The organism is Streptomyces sp. NBC_01635 (assembly GCF_045209715.1).
GTDB classification, from domain to species: domain Bacteria; phylum Actinomycetota; class Actinomycetes; order Streptomycetales; family Streptomycetaceae; genus Streptomyces; species Streptomyces hirsutus.
On record NZ_CP109277.1, the window covers coordinates 1651545 to 1674514 of the forward strand.

Consider the following 22970-nt stretch of genomic DNA (forward strand, 5'->3'; position numbering starts at 1 on the left):
CGGGACACGTGGGCGGTCCGGGTCCCGCTCGCCCGGGCCCCGGCCCGGGCGAGCGGGGGGGGAGGATGCCTGCTCAACCGTTCGCCGGGGCAGGCCTCTTGAACATCCGGGTGGCCGTGATCTCGCTGTGCACGGCTTCCTCGTCGGAGGTCTCCCGCGGCAGGCCCGGCCTCAAGTGCTCCTCGACACTGATGTACTTGAGGCCCGCTCGCAGGTCGGCGTCGTTGCGCAGACGGATGACCAGGGGGAACTCCGCGAGTGCCGTCGTGTCGAACAGGCCGGTGGTGTAGAGGAGCTGCACACCGAGCGCGTCGGCCACGGCCCTCTGGAGCTCCAGCAGGTAGGTGGCGTTGGCGCGGCCGATGGGGTTGTCGAGGAACAGGGTGCCGGCGTGCCGGTGCCGGTCGCGGCCCCGGTCGTTGGAACGCAGGGCGGCCATCGTGCAGTACAGGGCGATGGCGGCGGTGAGCAGCTGCCCTCCGGAGAACACGTCGCCCATCTGTCCGACGGGAACCCGCTCGGCGCGCAGCACGGCGTCCGGCTTGAGGATCTCGACGGCGATGCCCTTCGGCCGGAGGGCGGCGGCGACTCCGCGCAACAGCAGGGACATGCCGTCGCGGCGCAGGTCGGAGTTCTTGCGGACGGCCGCGCGGGTCGCCTCGTCGACGACCTCGCCGAGCCGCTCGGTGAGGGTCGCCTGGTCGGGTTCCTCGAAGCGGATACGCAGGAATTCCTGCCCCGACCACTCGCCGAGTCCTTCGGGCAGCCGCGACAGCCGCTGGGCGGAGCGCAGAGTGGCGAGGGCCGATTCGACGAGCCCTCTGAGCCGGTCCACGATCGAGTCGCGGTTGCGTTCCAGCTGTTCCAGTTCGTCGGTGAGCACCCGGAGCCTGGGTGCGAAGGCGTCCGCCCACTTCTGGGCGTGCTCGGGCAGTGCCGAGGCGGGAAGCTCGCGGATCTGCTGCCGGGCGGGGGTGCGGACCTGCTCGTAGCGTGTGGAGTTGGCGTGCCGGACAAGGATGTCGCTCGCCTCGCGCACCGTGGACTCGGCGGCGGACAGGTCGGCGGCGCAACCGCGGAGCGACCTGCGGGCCTCCGCGGCGGACCGGCGGGCCTCCTCGGGGCTGCCGGGATAGGGCTCGGGCTGCTCCGGTTCCTCCTCGGAGGTGTGTTCCCGCAGCAGGTCGCGGAGCATGGCGGCGATCTCGTCGAAGCCTTCGGCCGCGTCCTCGGCGCCGCGGTGCGCGGCGAGGAGATCGCCGTGGATCTCCCTGGCGCTGTCCAGTTCCCCCGTCCGGGAGGCCAGTTCGGTCGTGGCGGTGCGCAACAGCGCCTGGGCGTGCTCGGCGTCGCGCGGCACCATGTCCTCGGGGAGCGCGGTGTGCTGCCCGCCCTCCTCGGGCGCCAGCCGCTCAGCCTCGCCACGCAGTCGCCCGAGCTGCTCGCTCGCGCTCGACATCCGGGTCTCCAGGAGCTGCACCAGTTCCTCGGCGCGGGCCGCGGCGGCCTGCCGGCTGGGACCGTCCGAGCCGTCGGGTGACTCCAGCAGTTGCTCCGCCCGGTTGCGGACCTTGTTGCTCAGCCGGTCCAGCTCCGCGCGGGCCGCGCTCTCGTCGCTCTCCGCACGGGCCTGCTCGGCGCGCAGATCGGCACCGACGCCGACCTTCTCGTACACCTGGGACGCGGCACGGTACGCCTCCCGCAGAGCGGGCAGGGAGATCCGCGCCGGCTCGGCGCCGGCCCCGACCGCTTCGTCGGATACGTCGTCGGGGGCGCCCGCGATCTCGGAGCGCTCGGCGCGCAGCGCACGCGCGGTGCGCCGGGCGTCGTCGGCTGCCCGCTGCGCGCCGCGCCGGTCCTCGTCGGCGGTCCTCGCGCGATCCAGGCAGGCCTGGGCGCGGGCCTCGGCCTCGGCGGCGTCGTCGGCCAGTTCGCGCAGTGTGGCCTGCCAGCCCGCCCGTTCGCGGAGCCGGAAGGCGAGTCCCGCGAGGGCGTCGGCGGCGCGACGTGCCTTCTGCGCGGTCTCCTGGAGCTCGTCACGCACCCGGGCGGCCTCGGCGGCGGCCTCCTCGGCCTCCGCCCGCACGGCGCGTGCCTCGGCCAGTTCCGCCTCGGACTCCTCCGCGAAGGCGCGGGCGTCATGCGCCGCGCGGGCCAGTTCGGTGAGCCGGCCGGGCGGGCAGCCGGTGCGCCAGGAGGTGAGCCGCGCGGTCAGCTCGCGGTCCTTGGCGAGCCGTGCCGCGAGCGCCCGGATCTCCTCGTCGCGTGCGGTCGCGCGGGCGCGCAGTGTCTGCCGTTCCTCGTCGGCGGCGTGTTCGTCGTGCATGGCCGGGTTCGGCGGTACCAGGAAGACGTCGCCGGTGTCCGCGCCCGGTGCCGGGGTCGGCGCGAGGAGGGCGGCAGCCGTGCCGACGGCGACCGCGGAGCGGGGCAGCAGGGCGGCGTCGCTCAGGGCCGCACGGGCACGGGTGTGGGATTCCGGGTCGGTGATGACGACGCCGTCGACCAGTTCCGGACGGGCGGCCAGCACGCGCGCGTGGTCGGCGGGGTCGACGGCCTGGGCGAGGTAGCGCCAGCCGGGCAGGGCGGGAATGCCGTGCTCGCCGAGCAACTCGACCGTGGCCAGCACGTCCGGTCCCGGCGGCAGCAGCCCGCCGTCGCCGAGGGCGCCGAGGATGCGGGCGTCGTCGGCGGCGGCGGTGCGCAGTTCGAACAACTGGCGTTCGGCGGAGGTGACCGCCTCCTCGAGCAGTTCGCGCAGGTCGTCGGCGAAACGGTCCAGTTCCGTGGCGGTGAGGGCGCCTTCGGTGACGGGGCCGTCGCCCGGTTCGGCGTCCGTGTCGGGGCGGGGCCGCGGAACGGAGGGGCGGGACTTCGTTCCGGGCAGGCCGAGGAGTTCGGTCGGCCGTTCCTCCGCGGCGAGGGCCTGTGCGGTGCGCAGCTCGCCCTCGTGGGCGCGGCCGGCCGCCGTGGCCGCGTCCGCCGCGCGGGCGGCGGTGAGTTCCGCCCGGGCTTCGACGGCGGCGGCTTCGCGCGCCTGCTCGGTCGCCCGGTGGGACGTCTCACGAGCCGCGTCCCAGGCGGTGACCGCGGTCTTCTCCGCGTCGCTGGCCGCGAGCGCGGCGCGGGCCGGGTCGGCGTCGGGGGCGCTGTCGTCGAGCCAGCCGGCCCGGACTGCCTCCGTGGTCTCCTGCTCGACCTCGGCGAGCCGCTGCCTGAGATGACCGATCTCGCTGCGGGCGCGCTGCGTCTCGGTGGCGGCGGCGGTGGCGTCGCGGTGGGCGGTGTCGCTGACTTCCTGGAGGGCGGCGGACCGCTCCTCCTCCTCGTTGGCGAGGTTCTCCGCGTTCTGCGCGGCCGTGTGCAGGGCGCGTACGAGGTCGACGGCGGCCTTGGCGCGGGCGGCGAGCGCGGGCGCCGCGTCCCGCTCGGCCTCCTGGATCACGGCGGAGACCCTGGCGACCCTGTCGGCGGCGGCGCGGTGGCGCAGCGCCGCCTCGGCGGCCTGCCAGGCCGCGTACAGGGTACGTGCGTCGGCGAGTTCGCGCTTCTGCGCGGCGGCGGACTTCTCGGCCGCCGCCAGCGCCAGTGAGGCGTGCCGGTAGGCGATCTCCGCGGAGATCAGCGCGCTGTGCTCGCGGGCCGTCCCGGCCCGGGTGACGGCGTCGGCGGCGACGGTGACCCGGTGGGCGAGGTCGGCGGCCCGGACGCGTTCCTGGCGGCCGCGCGCGGAGAGCCTGCGGGCCAGGGTGCGGGTGCGTCGCTCGGCCGCGGTGTGGATCTCCCGTGCCTGGGTACGGGCGCCGGTGGCTTCGACGATCCGGCCGAGCAGTTCGGCGGACCCGGCGGTGAAGTCCCGCTCGGCGATCAGCTCGGCGCGCCGGCCCAGCTTGTTGCCGAAGCCGCCGACCAGGTCGGCGAGTCCGTCGGTGTCGCGGGTGTCGGTGACGGCGCGCAGCAGCAGGTCGGTGAAGTCGGAGTCCTTCTTGACCGCGAAGAGGCCGGCGGCCTCGCCCTCGTCGGCGTTCATCTCCCTCTGGTAGCGGAAGAGTTCGGGGTCGAGCCCCAGGTCGCCGAGGTGCTCGGTCCAGCGCTCGTGGGTCTCCTCCCAGTGCACCTCCAGGTGCGGATACGTCTTGCCCGCCTCGGTGAGCGCGTCCCGGAAGCCCTTCATGGTGCGGCGGCGGCCCCGCGCGCCCGACTGGCCGTCGGCGGGCGGCCGTACTGCGGTGGCCTCGGCGACGGGAAGGTTGTCCAGGCTGAGCCCCGGACCGGGGCGCAGTGAGTACCAGGCCTCGGCGAACTTCCTCGGGTCGTTGGAGACCTGGCGCCCACGCCATTCGCTGACCTTGCCGACGACGACGCACTCGCCGGTCAGCACGTGCTGCCATTCCAGGGCCACATGGCCGCAGTCGTCGGCCAGCAGGAACTTGCGCAGCACTCCGGAGCTGGCGCCGCCGAGGGTGTTGCGGTGGCCCGGGAGCATCACGGAGAAGATCAGTTTCAGCAGGACGGACTTGCCGCCGCCGTTCTCCAGGAAGAGCACCCCGGCGGGCGCGGGGCGACGGGGCGGGCCGACGGGCTCCTCCGCGAAGAACTCCGCCTGCGTCGGCGCGGGTTGCGGCACGGTCTCACCGACACCGCGCAGGTCAAGCACGGTGTCGGCGTAGCGCGCACCGGCGGGCCCGATGGAGTAGAGGCGGACCCGGGACAGCTCGTACATGGCGGACTCTCGAAGTCTTCGGCAGGTCGGGGTGGTTCGGGACGACAGGGAGGAACGGGGAGGTGGGCGCGGACAGGACAGCGGTTTCGGACGGCGGTCGTGGGCAGCGGTGCTGGAGCGGCTCAGGTGGAGTGGAAGGGCAGACCGGCGTCGGCCACCAGGTCCAGGTCCTCTCCGCTGTCCGCGGGCAGCAGGGTCGGGGTGCCGTCGGTGACCGGGACGACGCCCAGCTCCAGCAGTTCGGCCAGGGCCGCGCTGCCGGCCAGGTCGCGCACCTGGAGCTGGTAGCGGGCCGTTGTGCGGTAGGTGCCGCCGTTGTCGTCCCCGGTGCGTTGCAGGAAGCCGGAGTCGGTGAGGAAGGTGACGGCCTTGGCGACGATGCCGGTGGTCGAGCCCGCGAGCCTGCGGGCGTCCTTGGTGGCGCCGGTCGCGCTGCGTCTCGCCCAGACCCGCCAGGCCGTCTCCAGCCCGGGGGCGTCGCTGGCCGGGTCGGTGTTCTCGCCCTGTTCCGCGGCCCGCTCCTCGAGCCGATGGCAGGTCTGGCGCACGAAGGCGTCGACACCGTTGACGGTGACCCGCCCGATGTAGCCGTCGTCGGCGAGGTCCTCGGGGCGGGGGAACGCCATGACGGCGACGGCGAGGTGCGCGAGCCCGTGCAGGAACCTGTCTCCGCCGTCGGCGGAAGTACGCCGCGCGTAGTCACCCATACGGACGGCGAACACCGAGTCCTCGGCGGCGGTCACGGCCATTCCGGCACGCGGGGACACCTCCAGGACGATCAGCCCGAGGCCTGTGGCCACGGCGTCGGCGAGCCGCGCGAACGACGGGTCCTCGCGGTAGCGGCGCAGCAGGTCCGCGTACTCCTGGTCTCGGGCCGGCTGGAGCTTGGGCTGGAGGCCGAAGGCGACGAGCCGCGCCGCGTCGGCCGCGTCGGCGGTGGTGACGGCGCCGCTCGCCGGTGCGGCGGTGGGCTCCGCCTCGCTCCACTCGGCATACTCGGTCACGGACACGGTTCCTCCTCGCACAGGACGACGACGGGGGCGGCAGGGACGACGGGGAGGGCGATGACGACGCCGCGGGCGGCACGGACCGTACGGGCGGTGCGGCCGGCGGCCCCGGGGCCGCCGGCCGCAGCCGGCTCCCGGATCGCGGGCGAAAGGCTCGTCACGCCGCCTCCGTCCGGTCCGCCGCCATTCCCGCCGCGTCCAGCAGGGCCGTGCCGACGATGAGGTCGGCGCCGCCGAACTCAGGGTCGTCCAGCTCGACGCCGTCGTCCACCGCGAAGAGCAGCCGCCGCTCGCCCTGGCGGTAGGCGGTGCCCACCGGGGGGCTGGCCGCATGGACCGCCAGCAGTGCCACCAGGTAAGGGAGTTCGGGGTCCTGACAGCGTGCCTCCGCGAGCAGTCCGGACAGCCGGCGGGGCGCGTCGGCCGGCAGTTCCAGCAGCGCGGTCGCGGCCACCAGCTGCTCCTCGGTGAAGCGGCTGTCGTCCGGTGTGGCGATCAGGTCGGGGTCCGGCATCTCGGCGCCCAGGTGCTCCCGCTCCACCGGCGGGGTCAGCAGGATGTCGACGAGATCGGCGACCCGGACGGAGACCGGTGTACGCAGTCCGGTACCGCGGGCGAAGAAGGTGTCGGTGACCCGGACCGCCTGTTCCAGGGGGAGTGGGAGCAGCGGCGCCAGGAGGTGTCCGTAGAGGTCCGTGCCCGAGGACGACGTAGGGGTGGCGAAAGCCTGCCGGTCCTGTTCGGCGCGGAACAGCGGGCCGGCCTCCAGCAGCCGGGACTGGAGCTGGGTGTGCCTGCGGATGCAGTCCTTGACGATGTCCACCAGCTCGGCGGCCCTGCGCTTGTGCTCCGGCTCCTCCGACTCGTCGCGGGCCTTGCGGATGTTGGTGAGGATCGCGTTCTCGTGGCGGTATCGGTCCGCGACGTGGTCCAGGGCCTCGACGATCATGTCCGGGACGGCAGCGAGCCAGTCCACCGCGCGCACATTGCGCCGGGTGGCGTCCAGGGCACGGCGCAGGGTTTCGGAGTACTGCACGGTCCGGTAGCGGGCCTGCTCGGCGGCGAGCTGGGCGTCGGCGAGCCTGCCCCGGCTGATGAGCACCTCGAGCTTGACCTCGGCGGCGATCTGGGCGCTGGTGACATCGGTGTCCAGGGCGCCGACCAGGACGTTGACCGCCTCGTCCGTGGTGCGGAGGTAGACGGTGCCGCCGGGGCCGGGAACCTCCTCGATCAACTTGAAGTCGTAGTCGCGGCGGACATAGGAGCCGTCCGCGCCGAACACGCCGTACACCGCGCGGAAGCCGCGGTCGACGCTGCCGACGTTGATCAGGTTCTCCAGGACCCAGCGGGCCACCCGCTCGTGCTCGGCGGCGGGCCGGCGCGGGGCCTGGGCGGCGATGCGCGGGATGAGCCGGGCCACTATCTGGTCGTGGTCGGCGCCCGTGTCGAAGTCCATGTTCAGCGTCACCAGGTCGATGGCCGCCAGGGCGATCTCCGCCATGCCGTACACCGAGTACTCGCCGGCCAGGTTGGCCTTGCGCGCGTCGAGGTCGTGCAGCGGCGCGGTGCAGGCGAGCGCGCGCAGCCGCCGGGCCAGCCCTTCGTCGGCCGCCGGGCCCGGCGCGGGCCGCGGCCCCGCGCTGAGCTGGGGCGGAGCGCTGTCCGTCGATGCTGGTGAAGTCACGGTGCACAGACTAGGTCCTCGATCTGACAACGACCCAAACGACGCAGATGCGTCACGGTGTCGCGGTTGTCACACGTCCTGTTCCTCCTCCCTCGTCCTGCGCCGGTGCGCCTCCGCTTCACTGCGGCAGGGCGCCGCTGAATCCCTGGGAGGTGCCCGGCCGCTGCTCCCCTGCCGACAGCGCGGCCAGTGCCGCCGACACCGATGCGGAGGCCCGCAGGTCGAGCCGGATGCTGGTGCCCCGCGCGCGATGCCGCAGTTCGTCGGCGGCGAGCGCGAGGAGCTGGGGCAGCAGGTCGGTGCACCGGCGGGCCACCCATCCGGTGCCGGCGGTGGCCATCCACCACAGGCTCGCCCCCGGGGTGGGTGCCGCGGACTGCGGGTCGGGCGAGGGCGCCGGCCCGGCCGCGAGGCCGCGTTCCACCAGCAGCGCGTGGAACCGCACGGCCAGTTGGCGGTGCCCCCGCTCGCCGGGATGCATCCGGTCCACGCTCCACATCGCACGGTCGGTGACCCAGTCGCCCTCGCCGGCGTGCAGGTGCACCGCGCCGTACCGGTCGGACAGCGCGTGGACGACGGTGTTGACCGCACGCTGTCGCCGGGCCAGCGGCCCGGCCAGTGCCCCGGGCAGGCCCATGACGCCGCCGGGATCGGGCAGGCACGCGGTGAGCAGCACGGCGCCCTGGGCGGTGCAGGCCGCGTACACCCGGTCCAGTCGTCTGGCCACGGCGTGGATGTCGAAGCTCCGGCGCAGGGTGTCGTTGACCCCGACGACGACCGAGACCAGGTCGGGCCCCAGGTCCAGTGCCACGGGGAGCTGCGCTTCGAGCACGTCGTGCGTCTGCGCCCCGCTTCTCGCGAGGTTGGTGAACAGCGAGGGCTCCTCGCCGAGCGACCCGGCGAGCAGCGCGGCCCAGCCCCGCCATCCGCCGTCGGAGCGATCCCCCACACCCTCGGTCAGCGAGTCCCCGAGCGCCACGAAGCGCACGGGTCTCCCGGCGGGTCTCACAGCGGACCTCCCGGCAGCGCCGCGGGCGCGGGCCGGCCCGGCGCCACGTCCTCCCGCGCGCCTTCCCCCGCGCTCTCCCACGCGTGGTCCCGTACGGCCGCCTGTCGCGGCGCCTCGTGGGCGTCGAGGAACGCCGCCACCGCCGCCGCCCATCCGAAGCGTTCCGCACGCGCGCGTGCCCCCTCGCGCCGCTCCGTCTCCGGCCGTCCCAGCAGGAGTTCGACGGCGTCCGCGAACGACTCCCCCCGGTCCGCCGCCGTCGCCCCGGAGGAGCCGATCACCTCCGGCAGCGCGGAGGAGGAGCTCGCCACCACGGGTGTGCCGCAGGCCATCGCCTCCAGCGCGGCGAGCCCGAAGGTCTCCGCGGGTCCCGGCGCCAGACACACGTCGGCGGAAGCCTGGAGGGCGCCGAGGAACGTCCGGTCGAGGACGTGGCCCAGGAAGACGACGGGCAGTCCGCGTTCCCGCGCGCGCTGTTCGAGCCGCTTCCGCAGCGGCCCGTCCCCGGCCACCACCAGGACCGCCCGCCGTCCGCGCCGCCGCAGCGCCTCGAGCGCGTCCAGCGCCGTACCGGGCCGTTTCTCCACGGACAGCCGGGTGCAGGTCACCAGCAGGGTCTCCGTCGCGCGCGCGTAGCGGGCCCGCACGGAGGGGTCGCGCAGCGCGGGGCGCCGCTCCGTCAGGTCGACGCCGAGCGGTGCCCGTACGATGTTGCGGGCCCCGATCCGGGCGAACTCCCGCTCGGCGAACTCGGTGGTGCACACCACGCGTGCGTACGTGTGGGCGGTACGGACGTTGAGGGCGTCGGCGGTGCGCCGCGCGGCTCCCTCGGGCATTCCCCAGGTGCGCAGTACTCCGTCGGCGGTCTCGTGGGAGACCATGACCGCCGGCACCCGGGCCCGCCGCGCCCATCTCCCGGTCCAGCGCAGGGTCGTCCGGTCGGACACCTCGAGCCGGTCGGGGGCCAGGTCCTCGAGCAGGGCGGTCAGCCACCGCTTGTCGGTGAGGACGCGGTAGCCGCCGGTGCCGGGCAGCAGCGGTCCCGGCAGGGTGATCACCCTCCCCTGCTCGGTCTCCCGGTCGCTCGCCCGGTCGCCGGGGACGACGAGTACGGACTCGTGCCCCGCCGCCCGGTAGCCCTTGCCGAGCTCCCGCAGCGCGGTGCGCAGTCCGCCGGAGGCCGGTGCGACGAAGTTCGCGAGCCGCACGATCCGCAGCGGACCTCCGGCCCCCTGGGCACCGTCCGCCGGCGGCGGCGTGCGGACCGCCGGGGCTGCGGCGGACGGGGGCCCGGCGGACGGAGCACCGGTCGGCGGAGCGCCCGTTCCCGCGGTCCCGTTCATGCCGCCACCGCCGTCCGGCGCCCGGTCAGCACGTCCGCGTAGTGGCCGATCAGCTGGTCCCCGACGGCGGCCCAGGTGCGTCCCTCGACCATCGCGCGCCCCGCCGCCCCGTAGGAGGCGCGCAGTCCGGGGTCGGCGGCCAGGGACCGGACCGCGTCCCGCACGGCGGCGGCGTCGCGCGGCGGCACCAGGAACCCGGTGCGCCCGTGGACGACCAGGTCCAGCGGGCCGCCCACGGCGGGCGCGACCACGGGGATGCCGCTCGCCATGGCCTCCTGCACGGTCTGGCAGAAGGTCTCGAAGGGGCCCGTGTGGGCGAAGACGTCCAGCGAGGCGAAGATGCGGGCGAGTTCGTCACCGGTGCGGCGCCCCAGGAAGACGGCGCCGGGCATGGCCTGTTCCAGGTTCGGCCTGCTCGGTCCGTCGCCCACGACGATCACCCGTACTCCGGGCAGGGTGCTCGTCCCGGCCAGCAGCTCGACCTGTTTCTCGGGGGCGAGCCGACCGACGTAGCCGACGAGCAGCTCACCGTTCGGGGCGAGTTCCCTGCGCAGCGCCTCGTCGCGCAGGCCGGGTCGGAAGCGGACCGTGTCCACGCCGCGCGGCCACAGTTTGACCCTGGGAATGCCGTGCGCCCGGAGGTCGTTCCGTGCGGCGCCGGACGGGGCGAGGGTGAGGTCGGCGGCCGAGTGCACGGACCTGATGCGGCGCCAGGCCGCGGCCTCTCCGACACCCATGTACGTGCGGGCGTACCCGGCGAGGTCGGTCTGGTAGACGGCGACGGCGGGCAGTCCGAGGCGCGAGGCCGTCGCCATGCCACGTACCCCGAGCACGAAGGGGCTGGCCAGGTGGACGAGGTCGGCCCGGTGCTCGGCGATCGCCGCGGTGACGCGTCGGCTGGGGAGAGCGACGCGGACCTGCGGGTAGCCCGGGAGCGGAAGGGAGGGGACCCGGACGACGGGGCACGGAGCCCGGTCGTCGGGCTCGTCGCCCGCGGTGGCGGGGGCGACGACGACGGGGGCGTGACCGCGGTCGACGAGGTGCCGGGCGGTCTGGAGCGCGCAGTGAGCCACGCCGTTCACATCGGGGGGAAAGGATTCGGTCACGATGACGACTCGCATACGGGTGTTCTCGCCGTGCCGGGCGTGGCCACGTCAACGTGGATCTTTCCGGTGGGGGAACGTCCTATGAGCGTTGCCTCGCACACCCATGCGGGCCGAACGCCATCCATGCGCGCCTGACCCGCGGGTCATCCCTTGTTCACAGTGCGCGCGCCCGGGCGGTCACACGACGGTCTCCCCGGGACCGATCCGGCTGCGTACGGCGGTCTGCACCTCGGCCTCCTCCGCCGGGTCGGCGGCGAGCCTGCGCAGGCGCTCGACGACCCGGGTGTCGCCGGTCTCCGCGTGCCGCGCGGCGATCTCGCGGGTGGACTCCTCGCAGTCCCAGAGGCACTCGACGGCGAAGCCCCTGCCGTAGGAGGGGTCGGTGGCGGCGAGGGCACGGGCGGCCCGGCCCCGCAGGTGGGAGGAGGCGGTCTCGCGGTAGATGTGGCGGAGTACGGGAGCGGCGCAGGCGATGCCCAGCCGTCCGGCGCCGTCGACGAGGGTCCACAGGGTCGGCGCGTCGGGGCCTTCACCCCGCACCGCCTCGCGCAGAGCGGCAAGAACCAGGTCGCGGTCCTGGACACCGCCCCGGCAGGCGAGGACGCGGCCGGCGGCGGCGCCCAGAGCGTCGGGCCGGCAGGCCCAGCGGCGCGCACGGTCGACGGCGGCGAGGCTCCGCATCCGTTCGAAGGCGTCGAGGGCGGCTTCCACGACGGGCGCCGGCCCGGTGGCCACGGCGCGCTCGATCAGGGCGAGGGCATCCGGGTCGTTGCCGTCGGCGAGGTAGCGCAGGGCGGTGCAGCGGGCGCCCTCCGTGCCGTCCTCGGCGGCACGGAGGATCTCGGACCGGTTCTCGGGGCCGGCCACGGCGGTGAGGCAGCGGGCGGCCGGGACATGCAGGGCGGCGCCGCGCTCGATTCCTTGCTGGGCCCATGCGAACACGGCCTGCACGCTCCACCCGGGGCGGGGCCCGGTGGGGCGCATCTGCCGCTGCCAGCGGTCGAAGCAGCCGGCTTCCTGTGCGGCCCGCACCCGCGTGGCGACGGATGTGCGCGGATCGTCGGCCCACAGGCGCCAGGGGCGTGGTTCGAAGGCGTCGCGGACGGTGACGGCCAGTTCGGCCTCGCCCTCGGGGTCGGTGGCGAACCGTGCGAGTACGGGGGCGGCGAGGGCGCGCAGGCCCGCGTCGTCGTCCCGCAGGGCCAGTTCGTCCAGGGCCCAGGCCCAGTTGGCGCCCTGGGCCGCATACCTGCGCAACAGGACGAGTGCGTCCCGCCTGCCGTAGGAGGCCAGATGGCCGAGTACGGCGAGGCTGAGGCCGGTACGCGACTCGTCGGTGTCGAGGACGTCCTCGGCATCGAAGAGGTGGGCCTCGATGGCGTCCAGTTCGCCGTGCAGGTCGAGGTAGAGGCGGGCGTAGTAGAGGGAGCGGTTCTCCACCTGCCAGTCGTGGCGCGGGTCGTGGAGCACGCAGTGGTTCAGCGCTTCGAGCGTTTCGGAGCGCGGGGCGGTGAGCGCGTGCAGCGTGCCGTCGCCGCGACCCCGCTGGAGCAGGCCGAGCAGCGTACCGCTGGGCGCTATGACCGGATCGAACATGGGAAACAGCCTCACATCAAGCGTCGACGCAACCGGGGACCTGCATTACCTGGCCGCGTGCCAACACGTCGGGGCGCCCGCCGTTTCCTGCTTGCTGTAGACCATCTTCCTCTGCCTCTCGTCGGTGGCCCCTGCGGGCCGCATCACGGCCCGCGTGGTGCGGCAACATCTGCCCAGCCATCGCGTCCGTGAATCACGTCGTCATGATGACCCGGCGGTCACATCTGCCGCGACCGAATTCCGGCGACCTCGTACCGCTTCCCCGTTTACCGTGGGTTTCCGCCGCCGTTCCCGTGCCTTCGCCGGTCGGAGCGGGCGCGCCCGTGCGGCTCAGTGCCGCTCGGCGCGTTTCGCCGGTGCGCTTCAGTTCGCGCCGAACAGCTCGAGCAGCTCCGCGCGGTCGAACATCCGGGCCGTGTCGACGGCCGAGGGAGTGCCGGCGGCCGGATCGGCACCGCCCTGCAGGAGGGCCTTGACCACTTCGGTGTCGCCCTTGAAGGCGGCTCCCGCGAGCGGGGTCTGTCCCCGGTCGTTGATCCGGTCGACGTCGGCGCCGCGCTCCAGCAGCGCGCGGACCGCGTCGGCGTGGCCGTGGTAGGCGGCGAGCATCACGAGCGAGTCGCCGCGGTCGTTGGTGAGGTTGGCCGGCACGCCCGCGTCGACGTAGGCCACCAGTTCCTCGGTCCGGCCGCTCCGGGCCATGTCGAAGATCTTGGTCGCCAACTCCACGACCTCCGGGTCGGGGCCTTCAGTCATATCGGCCGGACCACCTCTCACCACGGATCATTCCGCATATCGGGGACGGGGCGTACGTCTGCGAGCGGTGCAGAGCCGTACAGGTGAATCGCCAGAATACTGGCTCGCGCGGCACATGGGCCGACGTGCCCGAGGTAAAGATCACGGCAGATCCGGCCGTGCGCAACCGCCCGCGTCGTTCAGGCCGGGAACAGTCCGCCGACCGGGCGAAATCTGACGATCTTCACCCGCTTGCACCTTTTATCGTATGGATACATCCTGTGATCCTGGAAGTACTCATGGTGACTGTCCCCCCGCGAACCAGGAGAACTCACATGATCCTCTCGATCTCAGGCGTCGTCCTGCTCGGCGTCGTCCTCTTCATCCTCTGCCGCAAGGACGGCCTGAGGCCGTTGCACGCCTTGGTGGCGATGCTGTTCGGCTTCTATCTGGCCAGTACGGCCATCGCGCCGAGCATCAAGGCCGGCGGCGAGAGCCTGGCCGGCCTCCTCGGCGGCATCAGGTTCTGACCCCGGTCCCCCAAGTCCCCGCCCACCCGTATCCCATGCCCTGGAGGCAGCAGTGGCCCGGCGTCCCCTCCCCCGCATCCTGAGCAACCGCGGCGCTCACCTCGCCCGGAGCCGGGAGCTGGCCCGGACGGCGGCCGACAGCGCCACCGACATCCTCCACCCACTGATCACGATCGTGCGCGGACTGCGCCGACTGGCCTCGGCCGGACGGCGCAGGGTGGCCGACACCCCCAAGGACCGGCGCGGCGCGCTGCTCTTCCTGGTGGCGTCGGTGCTCCTGGTCGTGCTGCTGCTCCCGTACGGTCCGCTGCTCGCCGCCATCGCCCTGATGGCGGCAGCGGCCTGGCAGGGCCGGGACCGCGCCCCGGCCGCGCCCAAGGGCCCCGACGAGTCGCAGGCCCAGCGCCTGAAGTCGCTGTACGACGCCCTGGTGCCGTACTTCTCCTCGGCCGGTGACCCCGACCCCCTCTACACCCACGGCGGCTCGTGGGAGAAGGCCTTCCCGGCGTACGAGTTCGACGGGACGGGCCGCATCACGCACCTGGTGGTCGTCTACCCCGCGTACTACACCGACGGCGAGGCGGAGTCCCGCGCGCGGATCGAGCATCTGCTCGCCGCCAAGTCGGGGCGCGGCCGCGAATACCACTTCGCCTGGGACGAGGAGGGCAACCAGCTCACGGTCCAGGTCCTCGCACCGCTGCCCGCCGACATCGCCGCCCAGCGTTTCGTCACGTCTCCCGGGGAGACGGTCCTCGGTTTCACCGACCCCATGCAGGTGCACCGGACCCTGCCGCTCGCCCACGGCGAGGAGCAGCGCGACGTCCCCCCTGTCGTCTGGCGCACCGGCATCCGCTCCACCGCGCCTCATCTGCTGGCGGCCGGGCAGCCCGGCAGCGGCACTTCCACCCTGCTGCGCTCCGTCGCCCTCCAGGCGCTGCGCCACGGCGACGTGGTGATCGTCGACGGTGGCGGCACCGGTGAGTACGCGTGCCTGACCGGCCGGGACGGCGTGCTCGCCGTCGAGTGCGGCCTGGCGGGAGTGCTGGAGAGTCTCCGGTGGGCCGCACACGAGACGGAGCGCCGCCTGATCGCCGCCAACCGCGCCCACCAGGCGGGCGATCCGCCGCCCGAGGACACCAAGCGGCCGCTGTGGATCCTGCTGGACCGCCCGAGCGCGTTCACGCACCTCGCGGCCGCCGACGGCCGGGAGGACCCCCAGTCGCTGCTCCAGATCCCGCTGCGGCACGGCCGCCCGGCGAACGTCACGGTCGTCGTCGCCGATCAGATCGACAGCCTGGAGACCCTCAGCGACGCGGTACGGCAGCACACGCGCGCGCGTGTCCTGCTCGGACCCGCGACTCCGGAGCAGGTGACGGCCGTCCTGGGCGCTCCCCCGCACACCACGCCCCTCGATCACGTCCCCGCGGGTCGCGGCTACGCCCGCCTGGGCACGGGCCCGGTGCACCGCCTCCAGGTCCCGGCCACACCCGACCCGTACGACGACACGACCGGCGCCGACCACCGGAAGGCGGTACTGGACCTGCTCCCGGCCCGCTCCGCTCAGGGCGACGCACAGACGGAGCCGACGCGGACGGCCCCGGAATCCGGCCCCGTGCGCAGGACTCCGGCGGACGCGACGTTCACGGACAAGCACTCCCTGGAGAAGAAGCCCGTGGACCCGGCCACCACGGACAGGACCGTCACAGAGCCGTATGCGGCAGGCACGGCGGACACAGCGGATACAGCGGACACGGACACGGACACGGCTCCTCCGGAGCCGGTTCCCGTGGAGACGGCCGCCGCCGAATCCTCCTGAAGGCCCGGTCCGCACCAGCGGGCACACCCGCGCCGCCCTCGCGCGCAGGCACCGCTGCGTCCGCTACGCCACGAAGATGCGCGGTGCCTCCACCCCCGACGTCCCGCCGTTCTCGACCATCCGTGCCGCCGCGGCCAGCCGTACCGCGGCCTCCTCGGCCACCGCCCCGCCCACGGTGAAGGGCAGCCGCACGTATCCCTCGAACGCTCCGTCGACCCCGAAGCGGGGCCCCGACGGTGCCCGTACTCCGACGCGTTCTCCGGCCTCGGCGATCCGCGATCCCGAGAGCCCCCCGGTGCGCACCCACAGGGTGAGTCCGCCCCGCGGAACCTCGAACTGCCAGTCGGGCAGCTCCCGGCGCACCGCGCCGACCAGCGCGTCCCGGTTCTCCCGGGCCTGTGCGCGCCGGAGCTCCACGGCCCGCTCCCAGCCGTCCGTGCCGAACAGCCAGTTCACCGCCAGCTGCTCCAGAACGGGCGTGCCCAGATCGGCGTACGCGCGCGCGGCGACGAGGCTGCGGATCATCTCGGGGGCCGCGCGCACCCAGCCGATGCGCAGGCCGGCCCAGAAGGCCTTGCTCGCCGAGCCGACCGTGATCACCGTGGACCCGGCCGGGTCGAAGGCGCACACGGGGGGCGGCATCTCCACGTCCGGGTCGAGCCAGAGCTCGCTCATCGTCTCGTCGGCGACCAGCACCGTGCCCGCCGAGCGCGCCGCCTCCACGAGCCGGCGGCGCTGCTCCTCGTCGGCCAGCGCGCCGGTCGGGTTGTGGAAGTCCGCGACGACGTACGCGATGCGCGGTGCCGCCTCGCGGAGCACCTGGCGCCAGCGGTCCATGTCCCAGCCGGCCAGCCCTTCCGCCATGGCCACGGGGACCAGCCGGGCCCCGGCCTCCCGCATCAGCTGGAGGATGTTGGCGTAGGACGGCGACTCGACGGCGATGCGCTCGCCCCGTCCGCCGAAGAGGTGGCAGATGGCGTCGATGGCGCCCATGGCCCCGGTCGTCACCATGATCTGCTCGGGCATGGTCGGGATGCCCCGCGCGGTGTACCGGTCGGCGATCGTCGCGCGCAGCGCGGGCAGTCCGGCCGGGTAGTCGCCGTGGGTGTGCGCGTAGGGCGGCAGTTCCTCCAGCGCGCCCTGCACGGCGCGGGTGAGCCAGGGTTCGGGCGCGGGCAGCGCGGCGCAGCCGAGGTCGATCATCGAACCGAGGGCCTCGGGGGGCAGCGGTTCCAGCCCTCGCGCGGGGACCGGGTTTCCGGCCGGGACGGCGGTCCAGCTGCCGGCACCGCGCCGCGACTCCAGGAAACCCTCTCCTCGCAGCGCCTCGTAGGCGGCCGCCACGGTGGTGCGGCTGACGGACAGGGCCAGGGCCAGTTCCCGCTCGGCGGGCAGTCTGGCGGCCACGGGGACGCGCCCTTCGAGCACCAGGAGCCGGACGCCGTCGGCGAGGGCCCGGTAGGCGGGCGGGCGGCGGGTACCGGGGCCGGCCGGGCGGTCCTGCTGGGAGTTGAGCAGCCGGGCGAGCTGCGCCGCACCCACCGCTGAGGTCCACTGCGCCATTCGAATCAGTCCACCTTCCCTGAATTGGCCATGGATGAGATCTCCATCCGTGCCACAGGGTGTCACGCATCGGTCCACTTCCACCACAGGGGGACACCTTGTCCAGCCACCCACCCCGGCACGGACATCTCGCACGGCGGCTGTTCCAGCTGTACGCCGGGCTGGCGTTGTACGGCGCGAGCTCGGCGCTGCTGGTCAGGTCCGGGCTCGGCCTGGAGCCATGGAACGTGCTGCACCAGGGCCTGTCCGAGCGCACGGGCCTGTCGATGGGCGTGGTGCTGACCGTCCTGGGTGCGGCCGTGCTGCTGCTCTGGATCCCGCTGCGCCAGCGCCCGGGGCTGGGAACGGTCTCCAACGTCCTGCTGATCGGCGCGGCCATGGACGCGACCCTGAGGGTGGTGCCCGAGGCGCACGGCACGGTCCTGCGCGTGGTGGCGACGGCGGCCGGCATCGTGCTGAACGGCGCGGCGACGGGGCTGTACATCGCGGCGCGCTTCGGGCCGGGGCCGCGCGACGGGCTGATGACGGGGCTTCACCGGCGCACAGGGGTGTCGATCCGGCTGGTACGCACGGTGATCGAAGTCACGGTGGTCGCCACGGGCTTCGTCCTCGGGGGCACGGTGGGCGTGGCGACCCTGCTGTACGCGGTGACGATCGGCCCGATCGCCCAGCTGTTCCTCCGGCTGTTCGCAGTCCCCCCGGCATCCGACGGCCTCGCGGTCGTTGCCGCGGGTCAACCGCGCGGGGTGATACTGCGTCCGTGACCCCACCGATACGCCACCCCTACCTCGACCATCCCGGCCCGATCGCCTTCGCCCACCGCGGCGGGGCCGCGGACGGCCTGGAGAACACCGCGCGCCAGTTCCGGTGCGCCGTCGAGGCGGGCTACCGCTATATCGAGACCGACGTCCATGTCACCCGCGACGGCCGGCTCGTCGCGTTCCACGACGCGACCCTGGACCGGGTGACGGACGGAGCGGGCCTGATCGCCGACCTGCCGTGGCGGGACGTGGAGCAGGCGCGTGTGGCGGGCCGGGAGCCGGTGCCCCTGTTCGAGGAACTGCTCGCCGTCTTCCCCGGGGTGCGGTGGAACGTCGACGTCAAGGCCGAGCCGGCCCTCCTGCCCTTCCTGGAGCTGATCGAGCGAACGGACGCCTGGGACCGGGTCTGTCTCGGCTCGTTCTCCGAGGCCCGCGTGGTGCGTGCCCAGCGGCTGGCCGGGCCCCGGCTCGCGACGTCGTACGGCACCAGGGGGGTGCTGAATCTCCGGCTGCGGTCGTGGGGGGTACCGGTGACGGTGCGCCGGTCGGCCGTCGCCGCCCAGGTGCCGGAGGCCCGGTCCGGCGTCCCGGTGGTGGACCGCCGCTTCGTGCGCACCGCCCATGCGCGCGGGCTCCAGGTGCACGTGTGGACGGTCAACGAGCCCGAGCGGATGCACCGGCTCCTGGACCTGGGTGTGGATGGCATCATGACCGATCACATCGACACACTGCGCGAGGTCATGGAGGACCGCGGGATCTGGGTCTGACACCCCGCCCGGCCACCGAGCGCGTTCACGGGGAAGCGAGGGCACGGGTGGGCAACGACACCGTGCGGTCATCTGCGGCGGACGAGGCGGCCGGCCGACGGTACGAGCAACGCGGCTGGTACGTCTACGACTGGGCGTGCTCCGTGTACTCCACGAGCGTGCTCACCGTGTTCCTCGGCCCCTACCTGACCTCGGTCGCCGAGGCCGCCGCGGACCCTGACGGGTTCGTGCATCCGTTCGGCATTCCGGTGCGCGCGGGGTCCTTCTTCGCGTACGCGGTCTCCCTGTCGGTGATCCTGGCCGTGCTCGTGATGCCGCTGGTGGGCGCCGCCGCCGACCGCACCGGCCGCAAGAAGCCGCTGCTCGCGGCCGCCGCCTACACCGGGGCCGCCGCGACGGCGTGCATGTTCCTCCTCGACGGCGAGCGCTATCTGCTGGGCGGCGTGCTGCTGGTCGTGGCGAACGCGGCGCAGTCCGTGGCGATGATGCTCTACAACTCCTACCTGCCGCAGATCGCGACGCCCCAGGAGCGGGACGCGGTCTCCTCGCGGGGCTGGGCCTTCGGCTACGCGGCGGGCGCCCTGGTCCTCGTCGCCAATCTGATCCTCTACACCGCCCATGACAGCTTCGGGCTCTCCGAGGGCATGGCGGTCCGCGTCTGCCTGGCGTCGGCGGGCCTGTGGTGGGGCGCCTTCACCCTGGTGCCGCTGCGACGCCTGCGCGACCGTCGTGCCCCCGCGCGGGAGGCGGGCGCCCCGACCGGTTTCCGGCAGCTCGCGGCGACCCTCCGCGACATGCGCCGCCACCCGCTGACGCTCGCCTTCCTCCTGGCGTACCTGGTCTACAACGACGGCATCCAGACGGTGATCTCGCAGGCTTCGGTCTACGGCTCGAAGGAGCTGGGGCTCGGGCAGTCCACTCTCATCGTGGCCGTGCTGCTGGTCCAGGTGCTGGCGGTGGTGGGTGCGCTGGCGCTGGGCCGGCTGGCGCGGATCCACGGGGCGAAGCGGACGATCCTCGGCTCGCTGGTCGCCTGGACGGTGACCCTGGCCGCCGGGTACTTCCTGCCCGCCGGGGAGCCGGTGTGGTTCTTCGTCCTGGCCGCGGGGATCGGCCTGGTCCTCGGCGGCAGCCAGGCGCTGTCCCGGTCGCTGTTCTCGCACCTCGTGCCGCCCGGCAAGGAGGCCGAGTACTTCTCGGCCTACGAGTTGAGCGACCGCGGGATGAGCTGGCTCGGGCCGCTGCTGTTCGGGCTGACCTACCAGTTCACGGGAAGCTACCGGGACGCGATCATCTCGCTGGTGGCCTTCTTCGTCCTCGGTTTCGCGCTGCTCGCGCGGGTACCCGTGCGCCGGGCCATCGCCGCCGCGGGAAATCCCGTTCCGGAGAGGATTTAGCACTCGGCACGAAAGGGCGGTAGTGTACGCGTTTGGCCTGCCAGGTGTACCGTTACTGCGCGTCAAAGATGCCGAAACGCTGTGTCATACCTGTCATCAGGTGTGACAAACCGGGCGCCGGTGGGTACTGCACTGGTTGAGAAGGCTGCGGCTACGACGGCGACACATGGCCCGGAACGGGAATCTTTACCGCCGACCGGACGTTGACCGGATGACGACGACAGCGACACCTGTCCTGTGGGCGACAAGCCCGGGAGGCACGATTCATGAGTGAGCGAGCTCTTCGCGGCACGCGCCTCGTGGTGACCAGCTACGAGACGGACCGCGGCATCGACCTGGCCCCGCGCCAGGCCGTGGAGTACGCATGCGAGAAGGGGCACCGCTTTGAGATGCCCTTCTCGGTCGAGGCGGAAATCCCGCCGGAGTGGGAGTGCAAGGTCTGCGGTGCCCAGGCACTCCTGGTTGACGGCGACGGCCCCGAGGAAAAGAAGGCCAAGCCCGCGCGTACGCATTGGGACATGCTGATGGAGCGACGTACCCGAGAGGAACTCGAAGAGGTTCTCGAGGAGCGTCTCGCCGTTCTCCGCTCCGGTGCGATGAACATCGCGGTTCATCCCCGGGACAGCCGAAAGTCGGCTTGATCCCGGCGAAGGATCCGGGCGGGGGAACCCAGCACAGCAGCACAGAGGACCGCGGGCGCCGTACCAGTTGGTACGGCGCCCGCGGTCCTCTGCGTGTCCGGCCGGCCTGCCGGCGTCCGGCGTTCCGCGGCTCTCGGTCCTCGGCGGCTCCCGCCGGCTCTCAGCGGGAGAGCGGCGGGCGGGGTCCTTGCGGGAAGCCGTCCGGCGCGGCCCCGGGCTCGTCCCGGATCACCTCGCCCTGGACGACCTTGCCGTCGGGCCGGTGGATACGCGCCTGCTGGAAGGCGTCGCCCAGGGAGCCCCGGGCGGCCTCGCGGAGCTTGTGCTCGAGGGTGCGCTCCGCGTAGCGGCTCACGGCCTTCTGGACCGGGGGCACGAGCAGGAGCAGACCGACCGCGTCGGAGATCAGGCCGGGGATGATCAGCAGCAGTCCGCCCAGCATCATCAGGCCGTTGCCCTCGCTGTTCGGCCGCGGCTCGGTCAGCACGCCGTTCTGCTGCTGTTGCAGCGTTTCGGTGAGGCTCTTGAAGGCGCGCCGGCCGGCCCGCTTGATGACCACCGAGCCGAGAGCCAGACCGGCCAGCAGCACCAGAAGGACCATCAGCCCGTTCGACGCCCCGGCGACGACCGTGAGCAGCCAGATCTCCAGCACCAGCCACGCGGCGACGCCGAGCGGCAGGAAGGTACGCAGCCTGGAGCGTCGGGGCCGGGCGGGGTTCGAGGTCTGAGCGCCAGTCGTCATACTCCCAGTGTGCCGAACGCCGGCTCAGTACGGGATAAGCGGGACCTCCGGAACAGCGGGCCACCCGGGACACGCCGCGCCGGGGGTCCGACCGAACAGGCGGGACCTACGACTTGGCCCGCTCCGTGGGTTCGGACCGCTCCGTAGAGCCGGACCGCTCCGCCTCCGTCGGCCCGGCGGCCCGCTCGCTCGGCTTCGGCTGCCCGGCCCGCTTGTCGTCCTCGCGTCCGAGGACCTTGCCGACCCTCTCCCCCACGCCCCACGCCGTGACCCGCCACAGCGCCTCGACGAGGATGTCGCGGCTCATCTTCGAATCGCCCAGTTCCCGCTCGACGAAGGTGATGGGCACCTCGACGACGTGGTAGCCGGCCCTGACCGCGCGACGGGCGAGGTCGACCTGGAAGCAGTAGCCCTGGGAGGCCACCTCGTCCAGGCCGAGGCCCTCCAGGGTCTCGCGCCGGAACGCGCGGAAGCCGCCGGTGATGTCACGCAGCGGCAGATCGAGCGCCATGCGCGAGTAGAGGCTGCCGCCGCGCGAGATGTACTCACGGGACTTGGGCCAGTTGACCACCCGGCCGCCGGGCACCCAGCGCGAACCGAGCACCAGGTCGGCGCCCTTGAGCGCGGTGAGCAGCCGGGGCAGTTCCTCGGGCTGGTGGGAGCCGTCGGCGTCCATCTCGACCAGTACGCCGTAGCCGTGCTCCGCACCCCAGTGGAAGCCCGCGAGGTAGGCGGCGCCCAAGCCCTCCTTGCCCTTGCGGTGCAGCACCTGGACCTGGTCGTCCTCGGCGGCCAGTTCGTCGGCGAGCGCGCCGGTGCCGTCGGGGCTGTTGTCGTCGGCCACGAGAACGTCCGCCTCGGGAACGGCCTTGCGCACCCGGCCGACGATGGCCTTGATGTTCTCCGCCTCGTTGTAGGTCGGAATGATCACCAAGGCCTTGCCGAGCGGGCCGAAGGTCCTCCCCTGGGCATCCGCCGCGCGGGTCCCGTCGCCGTCGTTCACTGCAGCCCCTTCGTCTCCTGTGCAGGGTCCCACCATAGTGGTCACAGCCCCTGCGATGACGTGGAAGGACGTTCGTACGATGCTATGGATGTCCGAAGGTCTTTCGAGGGTCGGGCAGCAGCGTGCCCTTGCGTGTACGACGGAGGAGGCCCGGCGCCCTTCGGGCCGACCTGGGACCCGCTGGCTGCGGGTCGACCTGAAGCCGTTGTCTACTGAGCGACCGGGCCCCACCCGGGGTCACACCTTCCCGACCCGCCGGAACGTTCCCTCGGCGTCGCGCCGACGCTGAGCCGGCTCCCAGTGGCGATGGACCGTGCGGCACACCGTCCCTGACCCAGCGGCGCCGCCGCGAGTGAGCGGAAGTTCCCGGTCGGGCGTCGGTGTCCCCGGCCGAACCTACCGGCCTCCCGCCGCTGTCTGTCAACAACCGTGCGCCCCCGCGCCACGTGGTTCTCATGCCTGGTCGCCGGGAGGACGCGCAGGTCGCGCAGGTCGCGCAGGTCGCGCAGGTCGCGCGGCGGGGGTACGCCACATGATCGTCGCCGGA

Annotated in this window: 18 protein-coding genes; 6 read left to right on the forward strand and 12 right to left on the reverse strand. The window is 73.4% G+C overall.

Going from position 1 to position 22970, the window contains the following annotated elements; all coding sequences use genetic code 11:
* Positions 1–73: 73 nt before the first annotated feature.
* The 9 genes from OHB56_RS07990 to OHB56_RS08030 all read right to left on the reverse strand — a co-directional run bounded on the left by OHB56_RS07990 (position 74) and on the right by OHB56_RS08030 (position 13224).
* Positions 74–4723 carry a hypothetical protein gene (locus tag OHB56_RS07990; protein ID WP_406352403.1) on the reverse strand — a complete coding sequence of 1550 codons (4650 nt, stop codon included), beginning with the start codon at positions 4721–4723 and terminating at the stop codon, positions 74–76.
* 122 nt (positions 4724–4845) lie between these two features.
* On the reverse strand, positions 4846–5727 hold the full coding sequence (locus OHB56_RS07995) for a hypothetical protein (protein ID WP_406352405.1): 882 nt from the start codon (positions 5725–5727) through the stop codon (positions 4846–4848).
* A complete protein-coding gene (locus OHB56_RS08000; protein ID WP_326751634.1) occupies positions 5724–5891 on the reverse strand; it encodes a hypothetical protein in 168 nt (55 codons plus the stop codon). The genes OHB56_RS07995 and OHB56_RS08000 overlap by 4 nt, the downstream gene beginning before the upstream one ends.
* The gene (locus OHB56_RS08005; protein WP_326751635.1) at positions 5888–7414 is read right to left on the reverse strand and encodes a hypothetical protein; all 1527 of its coding nucleotides are present in this window, start codon (positions 7412–7414) and stop codon (positions 5888–5890) included. Before OHB56_RS08005 ends, OHB56_RS08000 begins: the two co-directional genes overlap by 4 nt.
* A gap of 118 nt (positions 7415–7532) precedes the next feature.
* A complete protein-coding gene (locus OHB56_RS08010) occupies positions 7533–8393 on the reverse strand; it encodes an SGNH/GDSL hydrolase family protein (RefSeq protein ID WP_406358969.1) in 861 nt (286 codons plus the stop codon).
* Between the two features lie 26 nt (positions 8394–8419).
* Positions 8420–9766: a glycosyltransferase gene (locus OHB56_RS08015; RefSeq protein WP_406352407.1), complete on the reverse strand. Its 1347-nt coding sequence runs from the start codon at positions 9764–9766 to the stop codon at positions 8420–8422.
* Complete coding sequence (locus OHB56_RS08020) at positions 9763–10887, reverse strand: glycosyltransferase family 4 protein (protein WP_406352408.1); 1125 nt, start codon at positions 10885–10887, stop codon at positions 9763–9765. Before OHB56_RS08020 ends, OHB56_RS08015 begins: the two co-directional genes overlap by 4 nt.
* 162 nt (positions 10888–11049) lie before the next feature.
* Positions 11050–12468 carry a HEAT repeat domain-containing protein gene (locus OHB56_RS08025; RefSeq protein WP_326751639.1) on the reverse strand — a complete coding sequence of 473 codons (1419 nt, stop codon included), beginning with the start codon at positions 12466–12468 and terminating at the stop codon, positions 11050–11052.
* Between the two features lie 363 nt (positions 12469–12831).
* Positions 12832–13224, reverse strand: a complete 393-nt coding sequence (locus OHB56_RS08030) for an ankyrin repeat domain-containing protein (RefSeq protein WP_326751640.1) — start codon at positions 13222–13224, stop codon at positions 12832–12834.
* A gap of 314 nt (positions 13225–13538) precedes the next feature.
* Here OHB56_RS08030 and OHB56_RS08035 point away from each other — a divergent pair, with 314 nt between their 5' ends.
* The gene (locus tag OHB56_RS08035; protein WP_326751641.1) at positions 13539–13733 is read left to right on the forward strand and encodes a hypothetical protein; all 195 of its coding nucleotides are present in this window, start codon (positions 13539–13541) and stop codon (positions 13731–13733) included.
* Positions 13734–13785: 52 nt separating this feature from the next.
* On the forward strand, positions 13786–15549 hold the full coding sequence (locus OHB56_RS08040) for a hypothetical protein (RefSeq protein ID WP_406352411.1): 1764 nt from the start codon (positions 13786–13788) through the stop codon (positions 15547–15549).
* Positions 15550–15612: 63 nt separating this feature from the next.
* On the opposite strand, the gene OHB56_RS08045 is transcribed toward OHB56_RS08040, so the two are convergent.
* Positions 15613–17112: a PLP-dependent aminotransferase family protein gene (locus tag OHB56_RS08045; RefSeq protein WP_406352413.1), complete on the reverse strand. Its 1500-nt coding sequence runs from the start codon at positions 17110–17112 to the stop codon at positions 15613–15615.
* A 98-nt stretch (positions 17113–17210) separates the two neighbouring features.
* Between OHB56_RS08045 and OHB56_RS08050 the strand changes: the two genes are divergently transcribed.
* From OHB56_RS08050 to OHB56_RS08065, 4 genes are all read left to right on the forward strand, one after another.
* On the forward strand, positions 17211–17876 hold the full coding sequence (locus tag OHB56_RS08050) for a hypothetical protein (RefSeq protein WP_326751644.1): 666 nt from the start codon (positions 17211–17213) through the stop codon (positions 17874–17876).
* On the forward strand, positions 17873–18640 hold the full coding sequence (locus OHB56_RS08055) for a glycerophosphodiester phosphodiesterase (RefSeq protein ID WP_406352415.1): 768 nt from the start codon (positions 17873–17875) through the stop codon (positions 18638–18640). The genes OHB56_RS08050 and OHB56_RS08055 overlap by 4 nt, the downstream gene beginning before the upstream one ends.
* A gap of 47 nt (positions 18641–18687) precedes the next feature.
* A complete protein-coding gene (locus OHB56_RS08060) occupies positions 18688–20037 on the forward strand; it encodes an MFS transporter (protein WP_406352417.1) in 1350 nt (449 codons plus the stop codon).
* A 266-nt stretch (positions 20038–20303) separates the two neighbouring features.
* Complete coding sequence (locus tag OHB56_RS08065) at positions 20304–20678, forward strand: RNA polymerase-binding protein RbpA (protein ID WP_003977404.1); 375 nt, start codon at positions 20304–20306, stop codon at positions 20676–20678.
* 160 nt (positions 20679–20838) lie between these two features.
* Here the strand turns inward: OHB56_RS08065 and fxsA are convergent, their stop codons facing one another.
* Positions 20839–21420: an FxsA family membrane protein gene (gene fxsA, locus OHB56_RS08070; protein ID WP_406352419.1), complete on the reverse strand. Its 582-nt coding sequence runs from the start codon at positions 21418–21420 to the stop codon at positions 20839–20841.
* A 106-nt stretch (positions 21421–21526) separates the two neighbouring features.
* Complete coding sequence (locus OHB56_RS08075; protein WP_326751648.1) at positions 21527–22423, reverse strand: polyprenol monophosphomannose synthase; 897 nt, start codon at positions 22421–22423, stop codon at positions 21527–21529.
* Between the last annotated feature and the right edge of the window lie 547 nt (positions 22424–22970).

Coding starts and splice junctions, on each gene's coding strand:
- OHB56_RS07990 (WP_406352403.1), bottom strand. CDS start 4,723: ATGTACGAGCTGTCCCGGGTCCGCCTCTACTCCATCGGGCCCGCCGGT.
- OHB56_RS08015 (WP_406352407.1), bottom strand. CDS start 9,766: ATGAACGGGACCGCGGGAACGGGCGCTCCGCCGACCGGTGCTCCGTCC.
- OHB56_RS08020 (WP_406352408.1), bottom strand. CDS start 10,887: ATGCGAGTCGTCATCGTGACCGAATCCTTTCCCCCCGATGTGAACGGC.
- OHB56_RS08025 (WP_326751639.1), bottom strand. CDS start 12,468: ATGTTCGATCCGGTCATAGCGCCCAGCGGTACGCTGCTCGGCCTGCTC.
- OHB56_RS08030 (WP_326751640.1), bottom strand. CDS start 13,224: ATGACTGAAGGCCCCGACCCGGAGGTCGTGGAGTTGGCGACCAAGATC.
- OHB56_RS08035 (WP_326751641.1), top strand. CDS start 13,539: ATGATCCTCTCGATCTCAGGCGTCGTCCTGCTCGGCGTCGTCCTCTTC.
- OHB56_RS08045 (WP_406352413.1), bottom strand. CDS start 17,112: ATGGCGCAGTGGACCTCAGCGGTGGGTGCGGCGCAGCTCGCCCGGCTG.
- OHB56_RS08065 (WP_003977404.1), top strand. CDS start 20,304: ATGAGTGAGCGAGCTCTTCGCGGCACGCGCCTCGTGGTGACCAGCTAC.
- fxsA (WP_406352419.1), bottom strand. CDS start 21,420: ATGACGACTGGCGCTCAGACCTCGAACCCCGCCCGGCCCCGACGCTCC.